20 protein-coding genes and 2 pseudogenes are annotated in these 25041 nt (G+C 49.3%); 2 read left to right on the forward strand and 20 right to left on the reverse strand.

Going from position 1 to position 25041, the window contains the following annotated elements; all coding sequences use genetic code 11:
• Complete coding sequence (locus tag ACFQ03_RS09520; RefSeq protein WP_379287727.1) at positions 1–1503, forward strand: oligosaccharide flippase family protein; 1503 nt, start codon at positions 1–3, stop codon at positions 1501–1503.
• Here ACFQ03_RS09520 and ACFQ03_RS09525 read toward each other — a convergent pair.
• The 20 genes and pseudogenes from ACFQ03_RS09525 to ACFQ03_RS09620 all read right to left on the reverse strand — a co-directional run bounded on the left by ACFQ03_RS09525 (position 1500) and on the right by ACFQ03_RS09620 (position 22724).
• Positions 1500–2218 (reverse strand): annotated as a pseudogene (locus ACFQ03_RS09525) (alpha-hydroxy-acid oxidizing protein). The gene ACFQ03_RS09520 and the pseudogene ACFQ03_RS09525 overlap by 4 nt on opposite strands.
• Positions 2219–2347: 129 nt before the next feature.
• On the reverse strand, positions 2348–2773 hold the full coding sequence (locus ACFQ03_RS09530; RefSeq protein ID WP_379287729.1) for an NUDIX hydrolase: 426 nt from the start codon (positions 2771–2773) through the stop codon (positions 2348–2350).
• A 217-nt stretch (positions 2774–2990) separates the two neighbouring features.
• The gene (locus tag ACFQ03_RS09535) at positions 2991–3362 is read right to left on the reverse strand and encodes an HD domain-containing protein (protein ID WP_379287732.1); all 372 of its coding nucleotides are present in this window, start codon (positions 3360–3362) and stop codon (positions 2991–2993) included.
• A 102-nt stretch (positions 3363–3464) separates the two neighbouring features.
• Entirely contained in the window at positions 3465–3986 is a 522-nt protein-coding gene (locus tag ACFQ03_RS09540; RefSeq protein WP_379287735.1) for a stalk domain-containing protein, read from the reverse strand.
• A complete protein-coding gene (locus ACFQ03_RS09545) occupies positions 3917–4774 on the reverse strand; it encodes a hypothetical protein (RefSeq protein ID WP_379287737.1) in 858 nt (285 codons plus the stop codon). Before ACFQ03_RS09545 ends, ACFQ03_RS09540 begins: the two co-directional genes overlap by 70 nt.
• A gap of 489 nt (positions 4775–5263) precedes the next feature.
• Positions 5264–5761, reverse strand: a complete 498-nt coding sequence (locus tag ACFQ03_RS09550) for an NAD(+) diphosphatase (protein ID WP_379287739.1) — start codon at positions 5759–5761, stop codon at positions 5264–5266.
• Between the two features lie 904 nt (positions 5762–6665).
• On the reverse strand, positions 6666–8180 hold the full coding sequence (locus ACFQ03_RS09555; RefSeq protein WP_379287741.1) for a UxaA family hydrolase: 1515 nt from the start codon (positions 8178–8180) through the stop codon (positions 6666–6668).
• Positions 8177–9709, reverse strand: coding sequence for a tagaturonate reductase (locus ACFQ03_RS09560; protein ID WP_260982097.1), 1533 nt, complete (start codon positions 9707–9709; stop codon positions 8177–8179). The genes ACFQ03_RS09555 and ACFQ03_RS09560 overlap by 4 nt, the downstream gene beginning before the upstream one ends.
• 118 nt (positions 9710–9827) lie before the next feature.
• Positions 9828–10565, reverse strand: a complete 738-nt coding sequence (locus ACFQ03_RS09565) for a glucosamine-6-phosphate deaminase (RefSeq protein ID WP_144937828.1) — start codon at positions 10563–10565, stop codon at positions 9828–9830.
• Between the two features lie 16 nt (positions 10566–10581).
• On the reverse strand, positions 10582–11832 hold the full coding sequence (locus ACFQ03_RS09570) for a Gfo/Idh/MocA family protein (RefSeq protein WP_144937831.1): 1251 nt from the start codon (positions 11830–11832) through the stop codon (positions 10582–10584).
• Positions 11829–13820 carry an alpha/beta hydrolase family protein gene (locus ACFQ03_RS09575; protein ID WP_379287744.1) on the reverse strand — a complete coding sequence of 664 codons (1992 nt, stop codon included), beginning with the start codon at positions 13818–13820 and terminating at the stop codon, positions 11829–11831. The genes ACFQ03_RS09570 and ACFQ03_RS09575 overlap by 4 nt, the downstream gene beginning before the upstream one ends.
• Before the next feature lie 28 nt (positions 13821–13848).
• Positions 13849–15069 carry a Gfo/Idh/MocA family protein gene (locus tag ACFQ03_RS09580; protein WP_144937837.1) on the reverse strand — a complete coding sequence of 407 codons (1221 nt, stop codon included), beginning with the start codon at positions 15067–15069 and terminating at the stop codon, positions 13849–13851.
• Positions 15070–15088: 19 nt separating this feature from the next.
• The gene (locus ACFQ03_RS09585) at positions 15089–15919 is read right to left on the reverse strand and encodes a carbohydrate ABC transporter permease (RefSeq protein WP_379287746.1); all 831 of its coding nucleotides are present in this window, start codon (positions 15917–15919) and stop codon (positions 15089–15091) included.
• Positions 15912–16793: a carbohydrate ABC transporter permease gene (locus ACFQ03_RS09590; RefSeq protein ID WP_144937843.1), complete on the reverse strand. Its 882-nt coding sequence runs from the start codon at positions 16791–16793 to the stop codon at positions 15912–15914. Before ACFQ03_RS09590 ends, ACFQ03_RS09585 begins: the two co-directional genes overlap by 8 nt.
• Positions 16794–16866: 73 nt before the next feature.
• The gene (locus tag ACFQ03_RS09595; protein ID WP_379287748.1) at positions 16867–18213 is read right to left on the reverse strand and encodes an ABC transporter substrate-binding protein; all 1347 of its coding nucleotides are present in this window, start codon (positions 18211–18213) and stop codon (positions 16867–16869) included.
• Positions 18214–18926: 713 nt separating this feature from the next.
• On the reverse strand, positions 18927–19964 hold the full coding sequence (locus tag ACFQ03_RS09600; protein WP_144937849.1) for a LacI family DNA-binding transcriptional regulator: 1038 nt from the start codon (positions 19962–19964) through the stop codon (positions 18927–18929).
• A gap of 131 nt (positions 19965–20095) precedes the next feature.
• Positions 20096–20236, reverse strand: a pseudogene (locus ACFQ03_RS09605) (ATP-binding protein); the annotation flags it as partial.
• A 326-nt stretch (positions 20237–20562) separates the two neighbouring features.
• The gene (locus ACFQ03_RS09610) at positions 20563–21429 is read right to left on the reverse strand and encodes an ISL3 family transposase (protein WP_379287751.1); all 867 of its coding nucleotides are present in this window, start codon (positions 21427–21429) and stop codon (positions 20563–20565) included.
• Positions 21350–21769 carry a transposase family protein gene (locus ACFQ03_RS09615; protein WP_379287753.1) on the reverse strand — a complete coding sequence of 140 codons (420 nt, stop codon included), beginning with the start codon at positions 21767–21769 and terminating at the stop codon, positions 21350–21352. The genes ACFQ03_RS09610 and ACFQ03_RS09615 overlap by 80 nt, the downstream gene beginning before the upstream one ends.
• A gap of 298 nt (positions 21770–22067) precedes the next feature.
• Positions 22068–22724, reverse strand: a complete 657-nt coding sequence (locus ACFQ03_RS09620; protein ID WP_379287755.1) for a hypothetical protein — start codon at positions 22722–22724, stop codon at positions 22068–22070.
• Positions 22725–23565: 841 nt separating this feature from the next.
• On the opposite strand from ACFQ03_RS09620, the gene ACFQ03_RS09625 reads away from it, so the two are divergent.
• A complete protein-coding gene (locus ACFQ03_RS09625) occupies positions 23566–23751 on the forward strand; it encodes a hypothetical protein (protein WP_379287757.1) in 186 nt (61 codons plus the stop codon).
• Positions 23752–25041 lie beyond the last annotated feature (1290 nt).

Here is a 25041-nt window from a genome sequence, read left to right on the forward strand (position 1 = left end):
TTGGGATTGCCTATATTCGCTAAGCAAATGGCACTGCGTGCGGGTGCCATTTTTATTGTCAAAATCCTCGGCTTTGCCGCCCGAATTCCGCTCTTCCGATTACTTGGGGCGGAAGGGATCGGACTATATCAGATGGCCTATTCCTTCTACGGTCTTGCCCTGACCGTTATCTCCGGAGGCTTTCCAACCGCTCTGGCCCTGGCAACGGCCCAGGATCACCGTAAGGGCTGGCAGCTTTATAAATCGGCTACCCTGCTGCTGGCCTCCGTTGGGGGAATGCTGGCATGGTTATGCTATCATTTGGCTCCAAGCATAGCCCGCTGGTTAGGCCATTCCTCACTGGAAGCAGCTATTCGCTGCTTGGCACCGGCTCTTTTTCTCGTTCCTCTGCTTTTTCTTCTACGCAGCTTTCTTCAAGGGCTTGAATTCTATGGAGCGATTGCCTGGTCCGAAATCATGGAACAGATTGTCCGGCTCAGTGTCATGCTTCTGCTAGTGACTCTATGGATTCGCACTGACCTGGGACAGGCCGTAGGCGGAGCCGTATTCGGGGCAGCTGCAGGGGCTCTAATCGCCTATCTTTTTTTACTAGCCTTCCTATTCTTTCGCCGGCAGTCCTTCAGATCCGCGGAAACCCGGGCTTCCATATCCGCATGGTCCGACAGCGGGCTCCGATTGTTCCTCTACAGCGCCCTATCGATTTCTGCGGCCCGGCTCATTGTACCCATTTCCGATTTCATGGATGCCATCATTATCCCCAGCCGGTTACAGCATGCCGGAATGACGGCATCGGAAGCCGCATCCGTATTCGGCCAAATTGCCGGGGTGGCCGCAACGATCGTATATATGCCCACATTGGTTACTTCCGCCCTGGCCTTTACATTGGCGGCCAAAGTTACTGCTGATTGGAAAAACAAGGATGTCCTCCGGTTCTCAAGAAGAGCCCGCTCCGCTATCCAAATCGGTATCCTGTGGGGAATAGGCTCTTCCTGGGTTCTCTGGCATTATTCCACCGACCTGACCCTGTTGGTTTTCTCGGATGATGCAGCAGCCGTTCCCGTCCGCTATATGTTCATCGCTCCTTTATTATCTGGACTTCAAGAATTGACGATGGTTATTCTGTGGGCTTCGGGGAATCAAAAAGCGCCTTTATTCGGCCTGGCCGCAGGAATTTTATGCTCAGCCGGCCTGAACTTCGGGCTGCTAGGCATCCCCGGATTTGCTTATGCCGGAGCGGCAATGGGCCTGCTTTCACTGGATTTAGTATCCATGCTGTGGAACCTGGTAGCCATATCGAGACAGAAGCGGACGATTCTGTCCGGTTCTCTTCCAATCCGGCGGGCATTGCTGCTCCTTCTTCTATGTCTGGCCGGTACTCCGGGGGCCGAATGGCTGGTTAACCTGCTTCCGCTCCCTCAGCCCTTGTGCACAATCCTAAGCATTGCAGTGCTGTTTGGATTGTTCAGCCTGTTTATTATGCAGACATACAAAAAAAGCTCTTAACGAAGCCCAATCAATACCCCATGTCCGGATATAGCCAGCTGTAAATCGGTTTCGGCCATCAGGTCCTGAAGCATTTCCCATACGCCCGTTTCGCCGGCCACTGCCAATGCATAGGCATACGGCCGGCCAACCAGAACGGCTGCCGCCCCGAGCGCAATGGCCTTAAGTACATCCGCCCCCCGCCTTACCCCGCCATCAAGCAGGATAGGAACCTTCCCGTTTACCGCTTCGTTAATCGAGGGCAATACGTCCAGAGTGGCGATGTCCCCGTCCAGTTGACGTCCTCCATGATTGGATACTATGATTCCGTCCACCCCATGCTCCAACGCGAGAACCGCGTCATCGGGATGGTGATTCCTTTGATTAATAAAGGGAGCTTCGTCCGCTCACGAATATAATCGAGCTCCTTCCAGGTGAAGCAGATATGATTTCCTTCATCCAGCGCCTTCTCCACTGCAGCTCGCAGGTTCTCCTCGGGCTGTTTGTCTAATGAGGAGAGAAAGACAGGGTCCGAGAAATAATTTCCCATCCCATGTCCGGATAAGAACGGAAGGTAGGTATTGCGCAAATCTCTCTCCCGCCAACCAAGCAAAGTCGAATCTATAGTCACTACGATGGCCGAATAACCCGCGGCTTCGGCACGCTGTAAGAAGCTGTCTGTCAGTTTGCGGTCTTTGGGAGGATAGAGTTGAAACCACCTCACGGCTCCTTCCATCGCTTCCGCGAAGATGGGTAAAGGACAAAAAAGCGGCCGAGCGGGCAGACAGACAATCAGCCCATCACCGCTCAACCGCTTTAATCCTCGTATACTTTTGACCGAAGTCAATTTAACCCGATCACCCACTCAGAACCTGCCTTCATTAAAATAAGTGACGGACTGATTTCTCCGTACGATCGCGCTAAGCCCTTCTTTGTAGTATGGCATCAGACGATCCGCCTCCTCTATACCGATCCACGCAATTTCCATGATTTCATCCGGTATGACGATTTTTTCTTGTCCCTCGCCGATCTCGGCCGCGAAGGTAAAGAAAATAATATGCTCCTGATCCTTCTCCGTTATGTATTCATTAACGGCCACTATGCCGTGCACATTTACTTTCAGCCCCGTTTCCTCCCAAGCTTCCCTCGCTGGCGCTATTTCCAGCGTTTCATCCGCTTCTACTTTTCCGCCGGGAAGAGTCCAGCGCCCGTTGTCCCTGTTCTTAACCATTAAAATCCGATCCCGTTCCACATTGGTGATTAATGAATAAACGACGTCAATTCGCTTCAACAGCGCCTCCTCCTCCTTTTACACAAACCTGCACTCTAAAAATCGATCCGGCCCTCACATTCTCAACGAAACCGGTTTTCAAACTGGGCTGCAAATTCGACTTTCCGGTCGAAGATCTCCCTGGACCTCTCATAATTTAAAGAATGCCTTGAGTTCTCCAAATATTTCTTGTATTCTTCGCTTTCCCATAACCTAATTGCATCAAATACGTTCTCGTTCATATGGCCGCTGTACACAAATTTGAGCCAGATTTCCAGGGAACCGAAATGGTCCAGCACGTCGGCATCCTGAACAATTTTGATATGAAAAAGGGCAAATCCTCCTGATGACGGGTATTATGATACCGAATAATATCCGCTATATCGTCCAGCTCTTCCCCCGTGCATTCTTCCTGCAGCAATGTTCGGACTAAAGCGGATCCGGTTTGATGATGGGGTTCGATACCTTTGGCTACATCGTGAAAGAGGGCTCCGACATAAATCCGGTCATCCAGGGAGGAATCGTCCGGAAACAGTTCCTTTCTTAAATGAATAGAAATTTTCGCAACTCTTTCACAATGGTAGTAGATGAACCCTCTTTCCCTGTTCAAATGTGATTTCCTCTTTCCCATCGTTCTAAAAGCGATCTCATGGATTTTTTCAAGATTCAACAGGAACACTTCCTTTGTGTTTATATGGGAAATAAAGAGACATTAACGGACATGGACGAAACGGTTGACCGGATCCCAATCGACCTCGTAACCGAGAGCTTGAGACAGGAATCTTAGAGGCACCATCGTATGCTCATCCCGGAGGAAGGGGGCGGTTTCCAGGAGAAAATGCTCTTCGCCTACCTTGACCTGCTGCCGGTCAATCCATAAAGTGATCACCTGCTCGGCCAGAGTCACCTTCACGCTCCGGTCCTCCCCGTTCCATTGCACGTTCGCTCCCAGAGCGGTTGCCGTCGCGCGAAGAGGCACGAAGGTCTGGCTGTTAACCAGCGAAGCCTCTGCCTCCGAGTTAAGGCGTGTCCCGCGGACAAAGACTGTAATCGGACGGTTCTCATCACCGATGGCCATAATGCCGAATGTATTTGACGCAACAATCGAAGTACCGTTAGCCAAGCTCCAGTGTGCAGAATGGGTTAACGAATGGTTTCTTACGCTTAGCTCGCTGATCGGGTTTCCATCAGGATCGGCCCGATGCCAGCTTCCTCCATTATCCGTGAATGACAAATTACCGGACGCATCCGCTTGCACGTAAGCTGCATAAGTGTAAGAAGGATCCGGCTGATACTGCCACAGATTTTGGCCGGGGCCAAGCGTTTTGAACAACCCGCCGCCGTTGAAGCAGTATTGGCCTCCGGCGGGATCATAAGGCACCCCCAGCTGGCGAAGCAATTCGTTATCCGCCGATTGGACAACATCGAAGCTTCTCTTCTCCAGGTTCCACTTAATGATGGAACAGAGCCGGTTGAGGCCGCAACCACGATGATCCCGCTGGAATTGGCCGCAGTCACGAAATTTGAACTAAGCCTGTGACCCTCCGGCATACCCCTTTGCCACCGGATCTTTCCGTCAAAAGGGTCAACGGCCGTGATCCAGCCTGTTCGGTCGGTATAGCGGTCATCCTTAAATTCCTCAACCTCCAGCACATAAATCGTTCCATCTTCGCCCCGGACCAGACCGCGCGGAGCGATTCCGTGCCTTGGAACATCGAACGACCAACGCCGGCGGCCCTCGAGATCGATGGAAACCAGGCTTCCGTCCGCGAGAATATATGAATTCCCCTGCTCATCATGCAGCATCGTTCCATGATAATAAACATCCTCGATGTTCTCCAGCGGAACATGCCATAGAATACTGTCATTCACCCGGCTTTCCAGCCTAATCTCTTCCCCCTGCTCGTTGACCAGTCCCGTTCCCGCCGCTTGGACGCCATTATCATTGATAAAAGCGCTCGTCAGCAAAGCGCCCAACAGAAAAGCAGCCGTACGTCTGATGAATACCTTATAGCGGGCCATTGCCATTTCCCCTTCCGGATCAAGTAACTGAAATCGCTTTTTCCTTATTAGACGTTGGGTCTTCAACGCAGTTGCGCAGTGCTGACACAATCTTGCTCGGATTAATCGGTCTCGCGATTCCCTTTTCAAGACATATTACCGCTTATGGAAACGGTTATATTCGTCCTTAAAGCATCCCCAGAAGATGAACAGGACCCCCAGAATGATCAGGACGACAGAAAATATAGCCGGGAAGGTTCCTCCCTTCACTTCATCACAACCCTATAGATTGAAGACCATCATAAGTGCATGTCTTTTAGCGGTAATGAGCTAAATCTCGTAAAAGACGAGCGATAATGCAAGTCCTTCCCCTCAAAAATCCAAAAATCGGCCAAATGGCTTAATTCACCTGCACAACTGCTCGTCTTTTGCCGTTTTTAACTAAAAACGCCGCAAAGACCTGCATTATTGCTGGTTCTTGTCGCTTCTTACCGATGTATGGGGACGCTGCTAGATTTCCATTCGTTCTCTTATTTTTATTAAAAGTTTTTCGGCAATGCTTCCTTTCCAAATGGATTCGGCGGCGTCATGTGCGGAAAACCATCCGAACTCCTGTATCTCGTGTGAACTTCCGATGGTTTTCTGGGTGACAAAGGCAGCGAATCCTATCATCAATAAATCGGAACCTTCATGATAATAGCTCGAAATATACTGAAGCTCCCTGACCTCTTGCCCGGTTTCTTCTTTGACTTCTCTAACAACCGTTTCTTCCATATTGTGGCCTTGCTTAACATAACCCGATATAAGGATCCACTTATCATTTGAAATATGTTTTTGCTTAGTTAATAGAATGTGATTTTGTTCATTAATGACAGCCACGAGCACACAAACCTGCGATGACATGAAAAACGGTTTCCTGCATGCTTCACAGTACGGAATCTCACCTTCATCCGGAATAATGCGTTTGCTTAGTTCTTGTCCGCATCTGGGACAGTATTTATAGGTCATCCTCCACCTCCCGACGTTCATTCTAATTGTAACATATCATCCGCCTTAATTTTCCAGATACCCTTCCATGAATCGATAACCACCGTAATACCTTGGAACTCCACAGACTGATGTCTCCTCCCCAGAATCTTGCCCCATATTTTGTAATAAACTCAACTTTCGCAGAGCGAAAAACGATTAAAGGTTTGATTTGACTCGCAGAAGATAAGTATTGATATAAATGTCTTCCGCACCGAGCGCGACTCCCAGCGCGCGGTTGCACAAGTAGAAAACCTTTACTTGTGGTGAACCCTCGACGGTCTAACTGTATTTTATGCAGGTAAATTTAAGCGAATGGCGGAAAATGATTAAAGTAAATGGAAAAACTACATTTAGAATCAAGGCTTTTTGCTGAAATCGCCTTTCTTGCACAAACTAACTGTAGTTTTTCCACTTAGTTTCCGTATTTCGCTCCAGAGTTGCAAACTAACTGTATGAAATCCAGTTAGACGCGCCATTCTGCGAGTAGACTGCTTGCACGGCACCAGCAGAAAATGAAAACGATTTTCAAGGTAGACGTCCAAGTCGGAAAAGCGTCACCGGTACCGTCAAACGGCACCGTCAGAAGAGTGAAAATTATCGAGACATAACCAGGTAAACGGTTCTATTTGCTACGTAGAAAATCAGTTAGTCTCAAACGGGCTGTCGTCTTGCAGCGATTGGATCGGCGAAAGCCGTCATAAAAGCAGGAGAGGAATCACTGATTCGGTTCAGCGTAAAGCCGGAAATTAAATAGACAGATGGCCTAATGAATTCAAAGGTTATTTGGCGATTTCAGTCTGCGATAGTTGAGGTAATAAAGTTAAAAAATGAAAAAACCCGCCATAAATGCGGGTCTTTGTCTTGGATATTGGTGGCTACCATTCTACAAAATCACGCCGTCTTTAAAAATGGCGATTTCGCGAAATCCGTTTTGTTCATTGCGGGCTTCCGATTCTCCGGAAGCTATGCTGACGATGAGTGCCCACAATTCGTCCGTCAGACGGTCCATAGGCTTTCCTTCAAGGAGCTGCCCTGCATTGAAGTCGATCCAGTTCTTTTTACGAACGGCCAGCTCGCTGTTGGTCGATATTTTTACCGTAGGTACGGGTCCGCCGAAAGGAGTCCCTCTTCCCGTCGTGAACAGGACGATATGGGCCCCCGCAGCGGCAAGCGCCGTAACGGAGACAAGATCGTTCCCAGGCGCCTCAAGCAGATTCAGCCCCGGCTTGCTTACTCTGCCTCCGTAGCCGACGACATCGACGACCACCGCATGCCCCCCTTTTTGGGTACAGCCGAGCGACTTTTCTTCCAAAGTGGAAATGCCTCCCTCTATATTGCCCGGCGAAGGGTTCTCATAAATTTCCTGATCGTACCGTATAAAATATTGCTTATAATCGTTGATCAGACGTACGATTTGATCGAACACCTTCTCGTCTGCGGCCCGATTCATCAATATCGTTTCCGCCCCGAACATTTCCGGCACTTCGGTCAAAATCGTCGTTCCACCCATGCCGGTCAACCGATCGGAGACGGCCCCGACCAGAGGATTGGCCGTTATTCCGGACAACCCGTCCGACCCTCCGCATTTCAGACCGATCCTAAGCTTCGAGATGGAAACCGGCTCGCGCAGAAACCGTTCCGCGTGCTCTACCAGTTGTTCGATCAATTCCAAGCCCATCTCAAGCTCGTCTTCTTCCTCCTGTGCCTTCATAAAACGTATGCGCAACGGATCGAATTCCCCGATGGCTTGTTTGAACGAATCGATTTGGTTATTTTCACAGCCCAGCCCGACAACGAGTACGCCGCCGGCATTCGGATGACGGACAAGGGATGCGAGCAGAGCTTGTGTATACTTCAAATCGTCACCAAGCTGCGAACAACCGAAAGGATGTGCAAAGTGATAAACGCCGTCGATTCGGCCGCGATAGAGCGCATCGGCTCTTCTGGCGAGCGTTTCGCACGTTTTATTAATGCAGCCGACTGTGTTAATAATCCAGATTTCGTTACGAACGCCGACGTCCCCGCCTTCTCTAACATACCCTGGGAATGTAAGAGGCGCTGCCGCTTCGGTTTCCTGAACCGGCTCAGTAGGCTCGTATGTATAATCTATGAAACCTTTTAACCCCGTCTCCATATTATGAGTATGAACCCAGCAGCCGGGGACCAGATCCTCTCTCGCTTTCCCAATGGAATAACCGAATTTCCGGATGGGTTCTCCCTTCCTGACCGGCTGAACGAGAACCTTGTGCCCTTTCGGAATGTCTTCCCGAAGTTCGATCCGAACTGTCCCCCTCGCCACCACCGCGCCCATGTCCAGCTCCAATATTTCTCCCTTGGCGAAACTCCGCAAAGCGACGATGACATGATCCTCTCCATGCAAGCGAACCCAGTCTTTCATCCTCTCATCTCCATTCGTTCCCAATGTCCGGCGACCGCTTCCGATAGATCGGCTATTGCGGCCAGATCCGTCCCCCATAGGTTCTCGAGTCCGAGCAAACGGCGGGCCAGTTCAACCCAAGACATCGTTTGTTCCTGCCCCCAGACATATGCGAATGTTTCCATCACGTTTCTGTCGTCGTTTACCCTATATTTATCTCCGTTCAAGGAAATTCCTTCATAGCCTTTTTCCGTTCGACTCACCCTGTAATACCTCAGCAATCCGGCGAACGCCCGGACGAGCCCTTGCGGCAGCGTTTCTCCTCGATCGCGATAATAGAGCAGAGACGGCAAGAGCCTCACCTTGAACTTGCTAACGCTGTTCATTGCGATATCCGATAGCCGGTGACGGATAAACGGATTGAGAAAACGTTCGTATACACTTTCCGCATACCGTCTGCTTTCTGCTTCAGGTACCGGTAAGGAAGGAATGATCTCGTCCTCGATCGTCCGGCGTACGAATGCCCCGAGTTCCCGATGCCCCATCACTTCGCGCACATGTTCAAGCCCATAGAGCAGTGCGAGCGGGGTCATTAATGTATGGGCGCCGTTCAACAGCCGCACCTTCAGCAGACGGTATTCCGTCAGGTCGTCCACCCAATGAACATTCAGACCCGCCCGCCGCAAAGGAAGCTTCTCCTCCAGTTCGGGCTCCGCTTCTATCGCCCACAGATGATAGAGCTCGGCCGTGCAGAGCAGGTCATCTCGGTACCCCCATTCGGCAAACCATGCATCCGCCTCCGTATCCGGATAGCCGGTTACGATGCGGTCCACGAGCGAATTCAAAAAACGGTTATGCTCATTTACCCACCGGATAAACGGAGCCGGCAGCCCCCAATCTTCGCAATAACGCAGTATGCAGTCTCGAAGCTCATCCCCGTTGCGTTCCAGCAGCTCACACGGCAAAAAAATAAGGCCTTTGTCCGGTTCGCCGCGGAAAGTCAAGTATCGGCGGTACAGAAACAACGTCATTTTCCCGGGAAACGATTCTACCGGTTCGCCTTCGGTCATCGATTCGGGGCAAAAAACGAGCCCCGCTTCCGTTGTATTGGAAATGACGAACTGCAGATGAGGCTGCTCCGCCAGACGGAGGAACCGATCCCATTCCGAATACGGATCGATCATCTGGGAAAAAACAGAAATGATTTCGGTGCGCTCTACGGGGACTCCATCGCTCAAACCGCGCATGACGAGCGTGTACTGCCCGTTCTGGCGTTTCAGTGCATCCAGCTTCGCTTTACCGGAAGGGCGCGGCTGGCTGACCGCAATGCTGCCTTGATAAATTCCCTGGCAGCGCGCTTCATGAATCATCCAGTCGAAAAAGCCTCGGAGGAAATTGCCTTCGCCGATTTGAACCACCGTCACCGGATCATCCATCGTCTGTTGAAGCCGCTGCTCTGAATTCGACAAGCATGGAAGCAGATGAGCCTCCGGAGCTCCCCCATTCCCCTCCTTGCCCGTCCGGGCAAGCTTGCCTTGCAAAACTGACAAGCCCTCTCCCCCCCTTTTTTTGCCTGGAAAAATTATATGTCTTCGTGCTTATCTGTACCGGTCTGCATTCGCCACCGCTCTGCCGAAGGTGTATTTTCCGACACAAGTTCGGACCGCGTCAGCTCCAGGCATAAATTTTCGAAGCGGAATCTTTGTCCAGATACAATCGCCAGTTCGAGTGCGACTTCAAAATTGTAGCCGGATAGTTGGGATCCACTTCCCGCTTGAACGTATTCGCGATTGCCGCGGCTTTTGCTTCATGCGGCACGACCGATACGATGTGGCGGCTCTTCAATATTTGCTTCACCGTCATTGTGATCGCTTGCTTAGGGACATCGTCAACTGTAGCAAACCACCCTTCACGCACTTGCTGCTGTTTGCAGGTGTCATCCAGATCGACAACTTTGTACGGCTCTTCCGTTACAAAATCGGCTGGCGGATCATTAAAGGCGATGTGGGCGTTTTCCCCGATGCCGATCAAGGCTACATCGACCGGAGCTTTGGCGATCTCTTCATTCAGACGGCGCAGTTCCGCCTGCGGTTCCGCCTCACCGTTGACAAGACAAACCTGTTTCACGTTAACATATTGCAAAAACCGTTCCTTCAAATATTTGCGAAAGCTTGCCGGATGAGATTCCGGCAGAGCGATATATTCGTCCAAATGGAACATCTCCACCTTGTCCCACTCAATATTCATCGTAATAAAATGCTGCAAAAACTCAAATTGCGAAGCGCCCGTTGAAAGCACAATGCGAGCGCTGCCGTTCGTATGGATAGCATCCCCAATTAGTTCCTTGCAGGCAAGCGCCGCTTCCAAGCCGCTCTGATCTGCTGTCTCGAATATGTTGATTTGCATTTTGTCGGTTTCCTCCCTATCGAAATTCATCCAGACGAACCATTCTTTTCTCTATACGCGAACGTTCCGCCGCGAACGCCATCAGATGACTCTGTATAGAAGCTTGCGCGGACGTAACACTGCGATGAGTCCCTTGCCGACGAACCGCCTTCGCAAAATCGTAGACTAGCCTCCGATCACCGCCCCCGTGACCGATATGGCCTTCTGGGTCGACTAGCTTGATCACTTCCTGCCGACCGCTTCCGAACCGACGGATCTCAATCTCGTTCGATTCCATCGTCGCGCGAATTTCACCTTCGGTTCCCATCAATTTGAGCGTCCGATTGCATTTTTCCGTAAAGGCGCTCATCGTGAAAACCGCCGTCACTTCATTATCGAATTCCATGCTGACGACCTGGTGGTCGACCACATCGTTGTCGCACTGAAATACGCAACGGCCGAACGGACCTTCCTTCATCGCTTTATACCGCGCTTCGTAGCTCGGGTCGCTGCTTGCCGCTTCTGCTTTCCAGCCGCCGTTCTCCACCAGATAAGTATCGGGCGCATAATACACGCATTCGTCCGCGACCGGACATCCGTCGATACAATATTTCGGAGCGCCCGGCGGAGCATTCTCCGGCCGGAAATAAGACAGATGGCCGTAAGATGATACACTTGTGCATACCCCACCCGCCAGCCACTGAATAATGTCCAGATCATGACAGGATTTCGCCAAAATCATGGGACTCGATCTTTCGGCGTTATTGAAATAGCCCCGAACATAGCTGTGTGCCTGATGCCAATATCCTACATTCTCGTTGTGCTGAATCGACATAAGCCGACCGATGCGGCCTTCGTCCAGCAATTGCTTGATCGTCTGAAAAAAAGGAGAATACCGCAGCACATGGCATATGGTCAGAATACGGCCCTTGGCTTCGGCTTGCTTGCCCAGCTCGATACATTCCCGCCAGTCCGGGGACATCGGCTTCTCCAGCAGTACGTGATAGCCCACCTCCAGCGCCTTCATCGCCGGTTCGTAATGATCCCGGTCGCGCGTACATATGAAGACGGCATCAGACTGTTGCGGCTGCGCGAACAAATCATCCCAGCTTGTATAGCAGCGCTGCCCGGCTATGCCAAAGCGTTCACGTGCCCGGTCCCGCTTTGCTACATCTGGTTCGGCTACGGCGACAATGCGCATTTCCTCCGGCCGTTGATGAGCATAACTGCTGTAAATCATCCCGCGCAGGCCCGCTCCGACAAGAGTGACCGTGATTGGTTTCGTCATCTGTATCCTTCCTTTCTCGCCAGTTCGCCAAGATCGAGATATTGTAAAATTCCCGGAAACACAAGGCTCATGACATCTTCTTCCTCATAATGAAGCATCTCGACCCAATCGGAAATGCTACCTAAGAGATCGCGCCCCGTTATGCGCCCGATTCTTTTGTCCAGCATGGCGGCAAGCTGGACATACATTCCGTACCGCCCGTCTGTGTAGAAGTCGGCCGGCTCATCGGGCCATTCGCCCAAATGTGCGAGCACATCGAGACAACGAATCGTGTCGTACGTGCGCAGAGCGGCCAGGCTGTCGCCAAGCCATAACAGGTCATCCGTCAGCTTGTGCATCACTCCGAAAAAACGGTGGGCAGGCTTGCCGTAAATCGCATGCGGCTCGTGCGGACCGACACCGGAGACGTTCAGCACAAGGACGTCGCGCCCTTGCGCGCAAGTCTGGCGAATCCAGGGCCAGTGCCGCGACAGGCGGCTTGTTCCTCCGGGCCATAACGCCACCGTGACCGGTCTGTACCGTTCGGCCACCCTGCAGTCCGCGCCGTCTGTGCCGTCTGCGTGAAATAAATAACCGCTGTTCATCAAGTCGCGCTGTGACCACCACAGCAAATACTCCACGCGCAAACCGTCCGCTTCGCCGACCCCTATGCGGCGGGGATTCAGCTCGCAGCACGTCCGGGGGCCACAGACCCTCTCGCGAAGCCATCCGAGCGCGCGTACCCGCCTTGACTCCGGCGCAAGCCCGGCACGCATGCGGCGCAGCCGTTCACACCGAGCAGCGTTCTCGTCGCGAACGGTTCGGGCGGCGGGCCAGTCGCGACGCACTTGCCCGCTGGCAGTGCACAGCAGCCGCTCGGCAGGGACGGGTGACAGTGGCTCCGGTTCCGGCGCAGCCAACGTGTCGGGGAATGGCTTGGCCCCCCGCCCCGCTAGATGCCAGCTGAAGAAACGGGCGGCGGCAACGGCCAATCGATCCGTATAACGATGGGTCGATTGGTCTTCTATGAGGAGCAGTTCCCCGGCCTTGCCGGACATTTCCCAGAATCGGCGGCAGCGGTCGACCGTACGCCGCGTCGCCTCGATCGGGAAAAAGTCGTACTGCACGGCCAGCACGAGGAGCGGCTTGGGCGCGAACGCCAGCAGCAAATCTTCGTGGTCGAACCCCTGCGCCGACAAGCCGGGCCACACCTGCTCCGCATCCTGAACGCCGCCCGCATGCATATATTGCCGGCGGTTCATGATGAAAGTGGCCGGCGCCGCCACGGCGAGCCGCTCGTCGCATACCATCAACATCGCCGTCTGGGTGCCTCCGCCCGAATTGCCGGTCACGCCGATACGGGTGGCGTCGATTTCCGGGCGTTGCTGCAGATAATCAACCGCGCGCATTGCGTCATGAACGAAGTAGCGGGCGATACTGTCCCCGAGTGGGTAACATTGCGCACCGAACAGCTGGTGCTCCTGCGTTCCCCATATGGGTTCCCCTGCCGGGAAGTCCACAAAAGCTAGCCGCTCGCCCTGTCCGATCGGGTCGATGGCGAGCACTGCGAATCCCGCCTGTACGAACCGCAAGCAGACTTGATGATAATACGGACTGTGCTTCGCTTCATATTCATGCCCGCATAGAAACAACACTGCGGCACATCTCTCTTCGCGCTCATCCGGCAAATAAAAGTTCGCGGTAACGTAATGGCCGGGGCGCGGCTCGAAGATGACGTTCTCGACGCTGTATCCTACGGCCTGCGTCTTTCCCGTCGTTCGCGCATTCAGCGGAGCATCGCTTGGCGGCAGCCCGCCGATCACTGTCAGGAACGCTTCCCTTATCGCCGCCTGGCGCGCTTGAAGCCCGGCGATGTCTACGATACTGTCACGATCGTGGTCGCCGGCGGCGAACGCCCGGTCCGCGCGATCGAAAATATGGAGCTTCAATTGATCACGCGTGTCATATAACGTACATTTATATTGCTCCAGCTCTTGTATTCTGTTCATGCCGCTTCTCTCTCCCGCCTCCGACGATTCATCGCATGAGGGAACCATCGGGAATTTGCAGTGCCCGGCCTTCGGCGATCGACCTGTTCGCCGTAGCACCGATGAGCAGCGAAGCTGCTCCCGCAAGACTGTCCGCCTGCTGCCCGAGCGGATCGTCGATTCCGCCCTCGAACAGCGCTTGCAGCAGTCTGGCATCCCCGCCGCCATGGCCGCCCGAGGCCGCGGCTACTTCGATATGTTCCGCACGGCCACCCGGCTTATATAACTTGATTAGGTTGCTGTCCGTTTGCTGCATATCGGCGCTGGTATAAATTTCTCCCAGCTCAAGCCGGCCCTCGCTGCCGTTCACGGTTGCGCGCCAACCTTCATACGGGCTGTAGGCCACGAGCGAATAGTTCAGCAGCGCACTGTTATCGTACTGCACATTGACCGCCATCGTATCGTAGATGTCGATGCAGTCGTCAAACAGGCAGCGGTCGCGCCAATACCCGTCTTCCTGTTCGGCCTGGCGGTAATATTGCTCCATGAACGGGTCGGCGGTAATGTCTTTGTAATATTCGCACGATGATTTATATTCACAAGTCAGGCACCTTTCGCCCTTCTTGCGGCCCTGATCGCCGTACACCCTTCGCGCCCCGAACGCCTGCAATTGAACAGGACGGCCGTTCACCCACCAATTGACGATATCGAAATGATGCGTCGACTTGTGCACCAGCAGGCCGCCGCTATTTTTCATCTCGGCATGCCATCTGCGGAAGTAGTCCGCACCATGAGTTCGGTCCAGAAACCATTCGAGATGAACGTGATGGACGTCGCCAATCGCGCCTTCATGCAGCAGCTGCTTCACTTTGGCAAAATAAGGAGCAAACCGTAAATTGAACGTGACGGTAACCTTTCTTCCGCTTTCCCGTTCCGCTTTCAAGATTTCTCTGCATTTGTCCTCGTCAATCGTCATCGGCTTCTCTGAAATGACGTCGCAGCCGGCCCGAAGCGCCTCAACAATATAAATGTGATGAGTGTTGTCCGAGCTAGCGACGATAACGACGTCGGGCCTGGCTTCCTCCAGCATCTCGTGAAAATCGCCATAAACCGGCACTCCGCCGCATTCCTTGCTCAGCAGTTTCGCGCGTATTTTATTGATATCATATACGCCTTTAAACTCGACATGATGCCTCCACTGCAATGACATCGGTTTGGCGAACATATATAGAGCCCGGGAACCGGCGCCGACAAGCACATATTTTTTCATCCAATAACATCTCCTGACTTTAACCTTTTAGCCCTGATGAGGCGATACCTTGCACGAACTGCTTCTGCGCGAACAAATAGACGAGGACGACCGGCAGCGTAGTAATGACGGCCCCCGCCATCATCAAAGCCTGGTTCACGTTTTCCGATTTCAAATAGAGCAATCCGAGCGGCAAAGTGTACAAAGACTTTTCCTGCAAATAAATTAACGGACCGAGCGTATTGTTCCAAGCGCCCATGAACGTAAACACTCCCAGCGCTGCCAGTGCCGGTTTGCACAACGGTAGGTAGATTTTGAAAAAGATGCCTGGCGGACTGCAGCCGTCGATCACCGCAGATTCGTACAGCTCTTTAGGCAGCGACTTGATGTATTGATGCATCAGGAAAATGCCGAATGCCCCCGCAAGAAAGCTTGGCACGATTAACGGGTAGTACGAATTGAGCGCATTGAATTCCTTCCATATGAAATAGGTCGGAATCATCGTAACCTGGCCCGGAACCATCAAGGTCGCCAGCATGACGATATAGATCGGACCTTTTAGTTTAAATTTGTACATAGCGAGTCCGAACGCAACGAGAGAGCATGACAGCAAGGAGCCTATCATGTCCAGCACAACGATGAAAAAGCTGTTCAGCGTGTATCGTCCGAAATTGACTTTATTCCATATCGTTACATAATTGTCGAAGTTGATTGGATTCGGAATGAGCTGCGGTGGCATCTGTGCGATAGCGCCGACGGTTTTAAGCGAAGTCGAAATCATCCATATAAAGGGAAACACCATGAAAACAGAACCTGCAATCAGCAGCAAATAAACCGCTATCTTAAGTGGACGAGGTGTAGTTTTAGTCATAATGCACCCACTTTTTCTCAAAATACTTTTGGAACAGCGTGAACGCCAGAATGATTATAAACAGCAGCCATGCCATAGACGAAGCCGGCCCCATCTTGAACAGAAGGAAGGCGTCGCGGTATATGAGCAGGTTCGGAACCATGTTCCGTTCAGGGATGCCTGTCGTAATGCTGCCAAACAAGCCCAGGAACACGTCGAACGCCTGAAAAGCCGATATCGTAGATAAAATCATGACCAAATAGACCATCGGCGTCACGATGGGAAACACGATATGCGTAAGCTGCTTCCAGCCGGAAGCTCCGTCGATTTGCGCCGATTCGAGCACTTCTTTGGGCACGTTCTGCATGCCCGCAAGTAAAATGATCATCGATTGCCCGACCCCTTTCCAAACGTTCACTATAGCAATGCTGGCCATCACGACGAGCCAGGACTTATTGTCAATCCAGCGGATCGGATCGATATGGAACAGACCAAGGAACCAATTAATGACGCCATACTGATAGTTGAACATCCACACCCATACTACGCCGCCGGCAATCCACGGGGTTACGACCGGCAAGAAATACATGAGACGGAACAAGGCTTTGGCGCGGATCGCTTGATTTAATAAAAAAGCGATAACAAAGGCCATCAAGGTTTGAAGCGGAACAAAGATGAGCGCAAAAACAAAGACATTGCGAATCGCTACCCAAAATTCCCGTTTATTCAACGTATTTATCCAGTTGTCCAGCCCGATCCACTTCGGCGGGTTGAACAAATCCCATTGCGTAAACGATATGTAGCTTGAAAAGACGATCGGAAACAAAAGGAATACGAGTACGTTCAACACGAATGGTAATGTGAATATATATCCCCAGTATCCTTGTTTGTGCATACGGTTACCTACCTTTCTATGGCCGAGAGGTGCGGCAGCAAGGCCACACCTCTCAGGTTGCAATGAACCGGGCCTACGAATTGGCGTCCAACACTTCCTGCACTTTCTGGTGAATTTCCTTGGCTCCTTCTTCCACATCCACATTCCCTTTGACGATTTCGTTCACGACTTGCTGCACAACTATACGCCATTCACTCCAGGACGCGTTCTCGTCCAGCGTCACTCCGCCTTCGGCAATCCCTTCTGTGAACGCTTTCTTATTCGACGGCTTCGTCGTACTCTGTTCCAGAACATCGTATGCCGATTTTTTTACCGGTAGGGCAGAACCGCTCTCCGCTACGATCTTCTGCGATTCGTCTCCAAGATAAAACTCCAGAAATTCCCACGCCGCGTCCTTCGCTTCCTGCGAAGCTCTGGAGGAAATGAGCCACGAGTTGGCGACCATCGGCACATAACGCTTACCGTCCACCGCCTTCGGAATTTTGACGACGTCCCAGTTCGCATCCGGGAAGCTGTCGTTCATGTTCACCTGTAAGCTGTACTGCATGAAATACATCGCCGCCTTGCCACCGGCGAATACTTCAAGCTCCCCGCCGTTAGCGCTGACATAATCGATATGAGTAAAGTATCCTTGATCAATGCCATCCTTCAATTGCCCCAAGCCCTGGATAGTCTTCGGATCGTCGAACATCGACTTCATCATCGTACTGTCCAACGCCGATCCTCCGGCTTGCTTGATCCACGGGAACCAGCCGTTCGTAATCGAGAAAGAACCGATGAATCCGTATTGACTCGTATCGTTTCCGTCTTTAACCGTCAACTTCTTGGCGGCCTCGATCAAATCTTCGTATGTCCAATCGTCCGTCGGTAGCTCGACATTCGCTTTTTCAAATGCGTCCTTGTTGTAAGCCAGCGCGATTGGGTTAATGCCGTGCGGTACTCCCCACACTTGGCCTTCAGGCGTTTTCGCCGAGAACAAGCCGTCGATGTAATCGTCCTCATTCAAATCGCGTTCAATGTACGGTGCCAGATCTTCCGCCACACCTCTCTTGCCATAGCCGAGAATCGTGGCGTTTTCCTGGAACCAGACGTCAGGCATCGTGTTTCCGGCAATTTGCGCCGCAATCTTGGAAGTGAAGTCGCCCCACGGCGCTTCCTGAATTTGCACGTCAATATGCGGGTGCGTCTCGATAAACTTGTCGATAATCTCTTTGTTCGTCACTTCATAGCTGCCAGGTAATCCGATTTTCAGCTTTACTTTGTCTTTCGGCTGTTCTTTGTTTCCTTCACCCGAAACGGAACCGTTTTCGGGATTTTCTGAAGCATTGTTGTTTCCGCTGTCGCCGCCAGATGAGGAACAAGCTGAAACAACCAATAAAAGCGCTAACAAAAAAGCAAGATAACTAAGCCTTCTCTTCAATGAAATTCACTCCTTCTTTTAAAAATACACCGGCATAAACAAATCAATAAAATTCAATCTGCCCCCACGTCATGTTTAATTTATAGTAATCGATTACTATAGAGAGTATAACATTTTCGGTTTACTTTGACTAGTAGTAAAAAAAGCTCCTAACGGAGCCTTCTCGAAGATGAATAACCCGGTATTTGAGGTAGCTTTTTATGCCAATAGGAATCTTCGTTCTGTATCATATTAACACTGTAAAGAACTTACAGATTCCTATGTGGTAAAAAAGCTCCTAACGGAGCTTTCTCGAAGATGAATAACCCGGTATTAAAGGTAGCTTTTTATGCCAATAGAAATCTTCGTTCTGTATCATATTAACACTGTAAAGAACTTACAGATTCCTATGTGGTAAAAAAAGCTCCTAACGGAGCCTTCTCGAAGATGAATAACCCGGTATTTGAGGTAGCTTTTTATGCCAATAGGACCCTCTTTGTTTTGCGTGTGGTAATAATGTAAACAATTTCCTTCCCAAAATCGCCACCAAAAAACAATTTTCTCGTGTATTTACACTTATCTACCTTGAAAATCCGTCTATTTTCACCGTCTGCTGGTGCCGTGCAAACGGAATGGCGGTTCTAATTAGTAATTTCATAACAGCTAAGCAATCGATTTCTTTATTGACAACGATACCTCACCCCTTAGAGAATCTTATAGTCGGCGCATTATCACTAAACGCGCTCGCTTATCGGTAAAACTGAATTTCGTTCCAGCAGCTTAGGCTGCAGCATCACGTCGAACGTCGGGCTGTCTTCGCCGTTTATTTTATCCAGCAACAGCCGGCAAGCAAGTTTTCCCATATCGTAATCCGGTTGTTTGATCGTCGTCAGCGGAGGGTGGATCATAAGGCCGAAATCGATCCCGTCAAATCCCATCACAGATATATCTTCAGGCACCTTTACACCTTGCTGGGAAAGCTCGTTGATCACTCCGAAAGCCATCATGTCGTTGCAAGCGAATATGGCCGTCGGCCGGTCTGGCGCCGCGAGCAGCTTGTTAGCCAGTTTCTTGCCGGTGTCAAAGTCGAAAACAGCGTTATACAGTTCCTCCGACTTGGATTCTTCCACGATCGGCTCGAGTTTCGCTTCTTTCATCGCATACAGATAGCCTTGACAGATGCTTTGCCGGCTTGGCCTGTCCAGTCTGGACGTTACATAGCCAATGCGGCTGTGGCCTTTGGACAGCAAATGTTTCGTCGCCATATATCCGCCCTTACGATAATCGAATTTAATTTGCGAAACGCCCTCTTCCTCGATGGTCTGGTCTATCGCAATGACATTCAATCCCATCTGTATGGAGTTTTTGAGCAGGGATTTATCCTTGGAGATGGAGGAAATAATGAGTCCCTTGATCTGCTTCTCCATGATGGTGCGGATATATTCATCCTCAAGCGTCGGGTCCTGCAGCGAATTGCAAGTAACAACTGTATAATGGTTCTCCCTTGCTATTTCTTCGATGCCGAAGACGACCGAAGAATAGAAAGGATTTATAATCGACGGAACAATGACCCCGATGGTCATGCTTACGTTTTTTTTCAACTGTTTGCCCAGCAGATTCGGAATGTAGTTCATTTCCGCGGCAATGCGGCGAATCTTCTCCTGCAAAGCTTTGCTTACCGGATAATCGCTGTTACTGAGTACCCGCGAAACCGTCGCGGAAGAAACATTCGCCTTCCTCGCTATGTCGTGAATCGTTGTCGGTTTTTTCATCGTATTCCCTCATTTTTAGAAATCGTTTACTACGATTAAGTATACAAATAGTGCCGGCAGAAATCAATTAATATAGGAAGTTGTAACCGTCATGTACTTTTGAGCAGTTTTCGCTAAATAACTTTCAACAACTAGGCATTTCCAAATATAGTTTCTCTGTGTTTAAGCCGGAAGCCGTCCCAACTTAAATGTATGATCTCACTTTTATGTAAGATACGATCAAGAATAGCGGTCGTGATGGCAGGATCATCTAACAATTCTCCCCTATCTTGAATGCGTTTAACAAGTTTATTTTGGAAATATACTGTTCACACTCAAAAAACAACCTTATTCTGGTAGTACTTAAAGAAAAGGCTATCTCGCAAAGTCGTTCGTTAACGACCTATTGGACAGCCTTTTCGGTAGCCTTACTATAGGTGTATCCAATTGATAGGGTCTAATTAATTAGGCTCTTCGCTCTACTCGGTGGGTAGAAGCCTCTTAAATAGATTGATAACCCTTCCGCTTGCTTGGAGCATCTCATAGGCAGAAGAAGCCGTCAAGGAGTTCGCTTGACCGCTCCTTCTGCCTATGAGGCGGGGTCACAAGGCGGTAAGGGTTAGTGTGCCCGGCGTGCTCCGAGCACCGGCATACGCAGTTTGTTTGCCGTCATGTACACCATCGCGATAAGGTTTTCAACATTGCGGTAACCACGCGCCCGGCGCTTGGCTGCCTGCACCAAACCGTTTATGCCTTCCTCGTGCTTCTTGATCGTCTTTGCCAGTTCAACCATCGGCGTGAGTTGAGAGCGGAGCGCCCAAACCATCCATTCCCGAAGGTAGACGTCCGCGAAGATATGCGGTGTGGTCCAAAACTCCTGCATCGCCAGCTTCAAGCGATAGGCACGCCCGGTCTGCAGATTGCTATCCTTCAGCCGCGCCAACGTTTCTTTTTGCCCGCTTTTGAGGTTGGATTCGTTCTTCAGCCAGATGTACTTCGTATGCTTCAACTCCGGCGCTTGTTTTTGTTCCTGGATTCGCACATCGTCAACGGCTTCGTTCACTAACTTCATGACATGAAATTTATCAAAGGTGATTTCCGCTTGGGGAAAGTAATCCTGAATCCCCCGGATATATGCAGGGGACATGTCACAGCATACGTCCTCGATTTGCCCGGCAGAGGCTCCTTTAGCGCTCAGGTGTTCCTTGAAGCGTTCGAGGGTATCCATTCCTTTGCCCTCAGTTGCAAACAGAACTGTTTTCGCTTCAGCATCCACAAACAAAGTGATGTACCGATGACCGCGGCGGGAGGAGGTTTCGTCGATCGCAATCTGTTTCACGCGGGTCAGATCGAGTTCATCCATGGCTTTCCCGACGTAATGGTGGAAGATACGCCACATTCGTGTGTCATGCTCCCGCAGCTCCCGTGCCGCTGCATTCACCGGCATTTCCGCCATCAGCCGCATGGCCCAAGCTTCGAACTGCAAAGTAAAGTGAGACAGCGGTCGTGACCATTTGACCGGTACCTGCGTCACTTTTTTTGCACGCTCTGCAATTGGTTCTCGGCACTCGCGCATGCATGTACGTTTTCCAATTCCAAAAATCCAGGTGACGCCATTTTTTCATTTCGGCGTCATAGGCTTTGCTCTCGGCGCCGCAGACCGGACATGCAAAGGTTGCTCCGCGTTCGAAGTCGATAAACAAATGCCAGGCCTCTTCTTGATCGTCGAACTCAACATGCATGAATTTCCAAGGCTCCTCCAGTTGGAGCGCTACCTTAAACATTTCGTGAATCATGTTATCCTTGCTGCTTAATGAGGTCCACATGGTCATTCCCACCCTATTAACGTTCTTACTCGGCAGTATTGACCATTTCTCTATTAAGCAGGCTCTTCGCTATACTACATGGGAAAAACTACGTTTGAGAGGCATAATAGAGCGATTTGACATGGAGCCTCTGCGGGCATGAGTACTCGCGAAAGCCGCGAAGGGTAAGGAATTCGCGTTGCTAACCAGCTTATCATGCCCGCCTCTCCATATAAAATCGCTGTCTATTTACCCCACCCAGAGTAGCGAGGAAGCATTAAGCAGACATCAGGCATCCACTATAGCGAGGAAGCATTAATTATGATTCAAGCCACCCCGATACGTCTTCATTATCGCATTGGATATTCAGAGTAACAGTATAATTAAAAAACCCGCCACTTGCAGTAACGTAAAAGTTATAATTTCCCCAAGCTTGGGCTAAAGTTCCATTAACAAAATGATCATTGGCTTCGTTAGTGATAACCAGACCGGGATTGATGTTCCAGTGGGTGTTATTTGCACTAAGTGTTTCTGTTACTACCGAATTCGAAGGATCATATTTAAAGTATACTGTTAATGTTAAGGAAGTAAGGTTCAATCCATATGTGCTAATTTCTTTTGTATACGATTGATTGCCATTTAAAGTGCTGGTGATCGTTTTCGTAATTTTTATATCACCGTTATGAAAACTTTTTTCTTTGGGAGAGTTTATTATATCTGAAGATGCCTCCTTAATGACTTTGTTCATGAGCTCTCCATCGTTAAGAAGCGCAATTAATTTCGATTTTTCGATATTTGACATACGATTAAATTTTTCTAGTTCCTCTAGCGCTTTTGCATCATTTTTCGATACCTGCTCCAAGTGGTTTTGGAACTTTTCGACAGTCAATCGATCTGTAGAAGCGGATGCGCTAGCGGGTGTAGTAACCGCCATAAACATCGCTAGAACTAGCAAAAACGAGATTGTTTTTTTCACAATTCATCAGTCCCTTCATTTTTTTGGTTTATCTTCGCAATAGGCTGGATGAACCTTAAAAAAGATGACTGATCTTGTTGTTTGACTCTTTGCTTAAATTGGATAAGGATGGACACCTATGTAGGCTGAGAAAATAAACGGAACAAAACACCAATCTTAAGCAAAGACATTCCACTTTTTTACCAAACACCCTATCAATTTCTACCAATATATCACATATATTTACAATTTACAAGATTAACAAAAAGAAATTAGTTCCGCTAAATTTATAATTGATAGTGTTTGTTTATCCCTCAATACTTATGATATGAGATGCATTCGATTAATCTATAATGCTGCACTCTACCCATTATTAGTTTCTGTGACATAAATACAGATAAACCCGCAGCCACTTGGGAAAGTAAATTATAATTATTTCGACGTTAGCAAATACTCGCCAAGTTAAATGAAACTATAGGAATGCGTGCGCTAATCTTACTTTTTTCCGTTACCGCAAGTCTTATAACAAGGCTATTTGTATCTGATTACGCCTTACCCTTTTTTTCCGTGTTGTTTAAATGAATCCTAACGCAAGGGCGAAGAAATAATATCTCTTTTTTTCAAAAATATTTCGAAACTTAAACGAAAATTTACTCGTATCGCATTATTTAGTCTCGCCAGATCAAAACCCCTTCATAAAGAAGTAATATTCTGTTATAATATTTCTTTAAGAACCTATTCAATTTAGAAATATGAGTATAGTTTCTAATACGCGATGAACTTACACTTTTAAATTTTATGGATACAACAAAAATAGTCCAAATCGCACTATATAGCACCTAAAAGAAAGGAGAAATAAGGGATGGACAACGAAAAAATGATTGATGAACTTAAAAATAGAGTAAGTGAAGTTGAACGGCAACTAAAAGAAATAAAAAAAAGTAATTTTCACCGCCCAAATTGGAAGTATATTGTATTGACCCTTTTTATCTCCTTTGCTACTTGTTACGCTATATTAGCTCTTCTAGCTTATTTTTTGAAGCGTTAACTACCATTCCATATAGAGAGTCTTTGAGTATCCGGAAAATGGCTAAATCTACGTAACATGTGACATCGATCTTAAATTTACACAAATATTCTACACAATCCATCGTCTAAATACATAAGGCCCGACATGGTATATCGTCTTTTTCCTAGATGCCATCATTATCGCGGTTCGATATGTATATGAAGTGTGTATGAAACTTCCCACTGGCACATTAAGATATCTCTTTCCCCTTTGACAAAATCTCATCCACATTTGTGCGATATTCTTGCCTCCCTCACCGCTGTCTGGACTTTGGTAATGATTTGAACCACCGTGTTAGAGCCACCCTCAAACGGGTAGTGGGCACCAAGCCTGAGATGCTCTTTCCTTGAAATATGAACTATCCGTTATCCGTCGTAGGGAAGTGGAGTGGAATTGATTATTGTATTGTATCCGTGGATTTAATAACATCTATTATTTGAACCGCATAATTCAGTGTGCGTTCCCCGCTAAATGCAATATTAGCCACACCACCCAAAATAGGCAAAAAGCTATGACCCTGCTTCATTGAAAGTAGAAATTCTTCATACTGTTTTTCAGGCTCTTCGCTATACTACATGGGAAAAACTACGTTTGAGAGGCATAATAGAGCGATTTGACATGGAGCCTCTGCGGGCATGAGTACTCGCGAAAGCCGCGAAGGGTAAGGAATTCGCGTTGCTAACCAGCTTATCATGCCCGCCTCTCCATATAAAATCGCTGTCTATTTACCCCACCCAGAGTAGCGAGGAAGCGTTTTTCAATAACTACCGTATAGTCGTTTCCTTCTCTAGTATACAATTTGGTACTAACAAGTCGTTTTAATCAATACTTTTACTTGCCAGAGGGCGTAGCCCAGTCTGATGTAGGACATCTGCCTATTCCTCCATTGGCAACATAATCACACCGTTTTAAGCATGGCGAATTCTTTCATATTTTTTCCAACACAGTTTTTGTGGGCCTTTGTTAAAATTTCAGAACTCACAACACTGTAATTGAAATAGCGTCTATGAAACGTGTATACGTGCATTTTAAAATCAAGCCAACGTAGGTTTCTGAGGAATCTTTAAAATCTTTCAAATTGTATGACTCTAAATTACAACCTCTTTCATCTGAAAAAACTTCAGGCTCTATAGTATAAAGTCCCTCTATGTCCATGCATTTTTCAAACTTGAATCGTCCCATTTTTCACCTCAATATATTAAATAAGCTTCTCGGAAATTGATTTCCGTTGTAGACTCTGGCTTTTCAGCCAGGGTCTTTTATTGTTTC

This window comes from Paenibacillus residui, assembly GCF_042677205.1.
Lineage (GTDB): Bacteria > Bacillota > Bacilli > Paenibacillales > NBRC-103111 > Paenibacillus_L > Paenibacillus_L residui.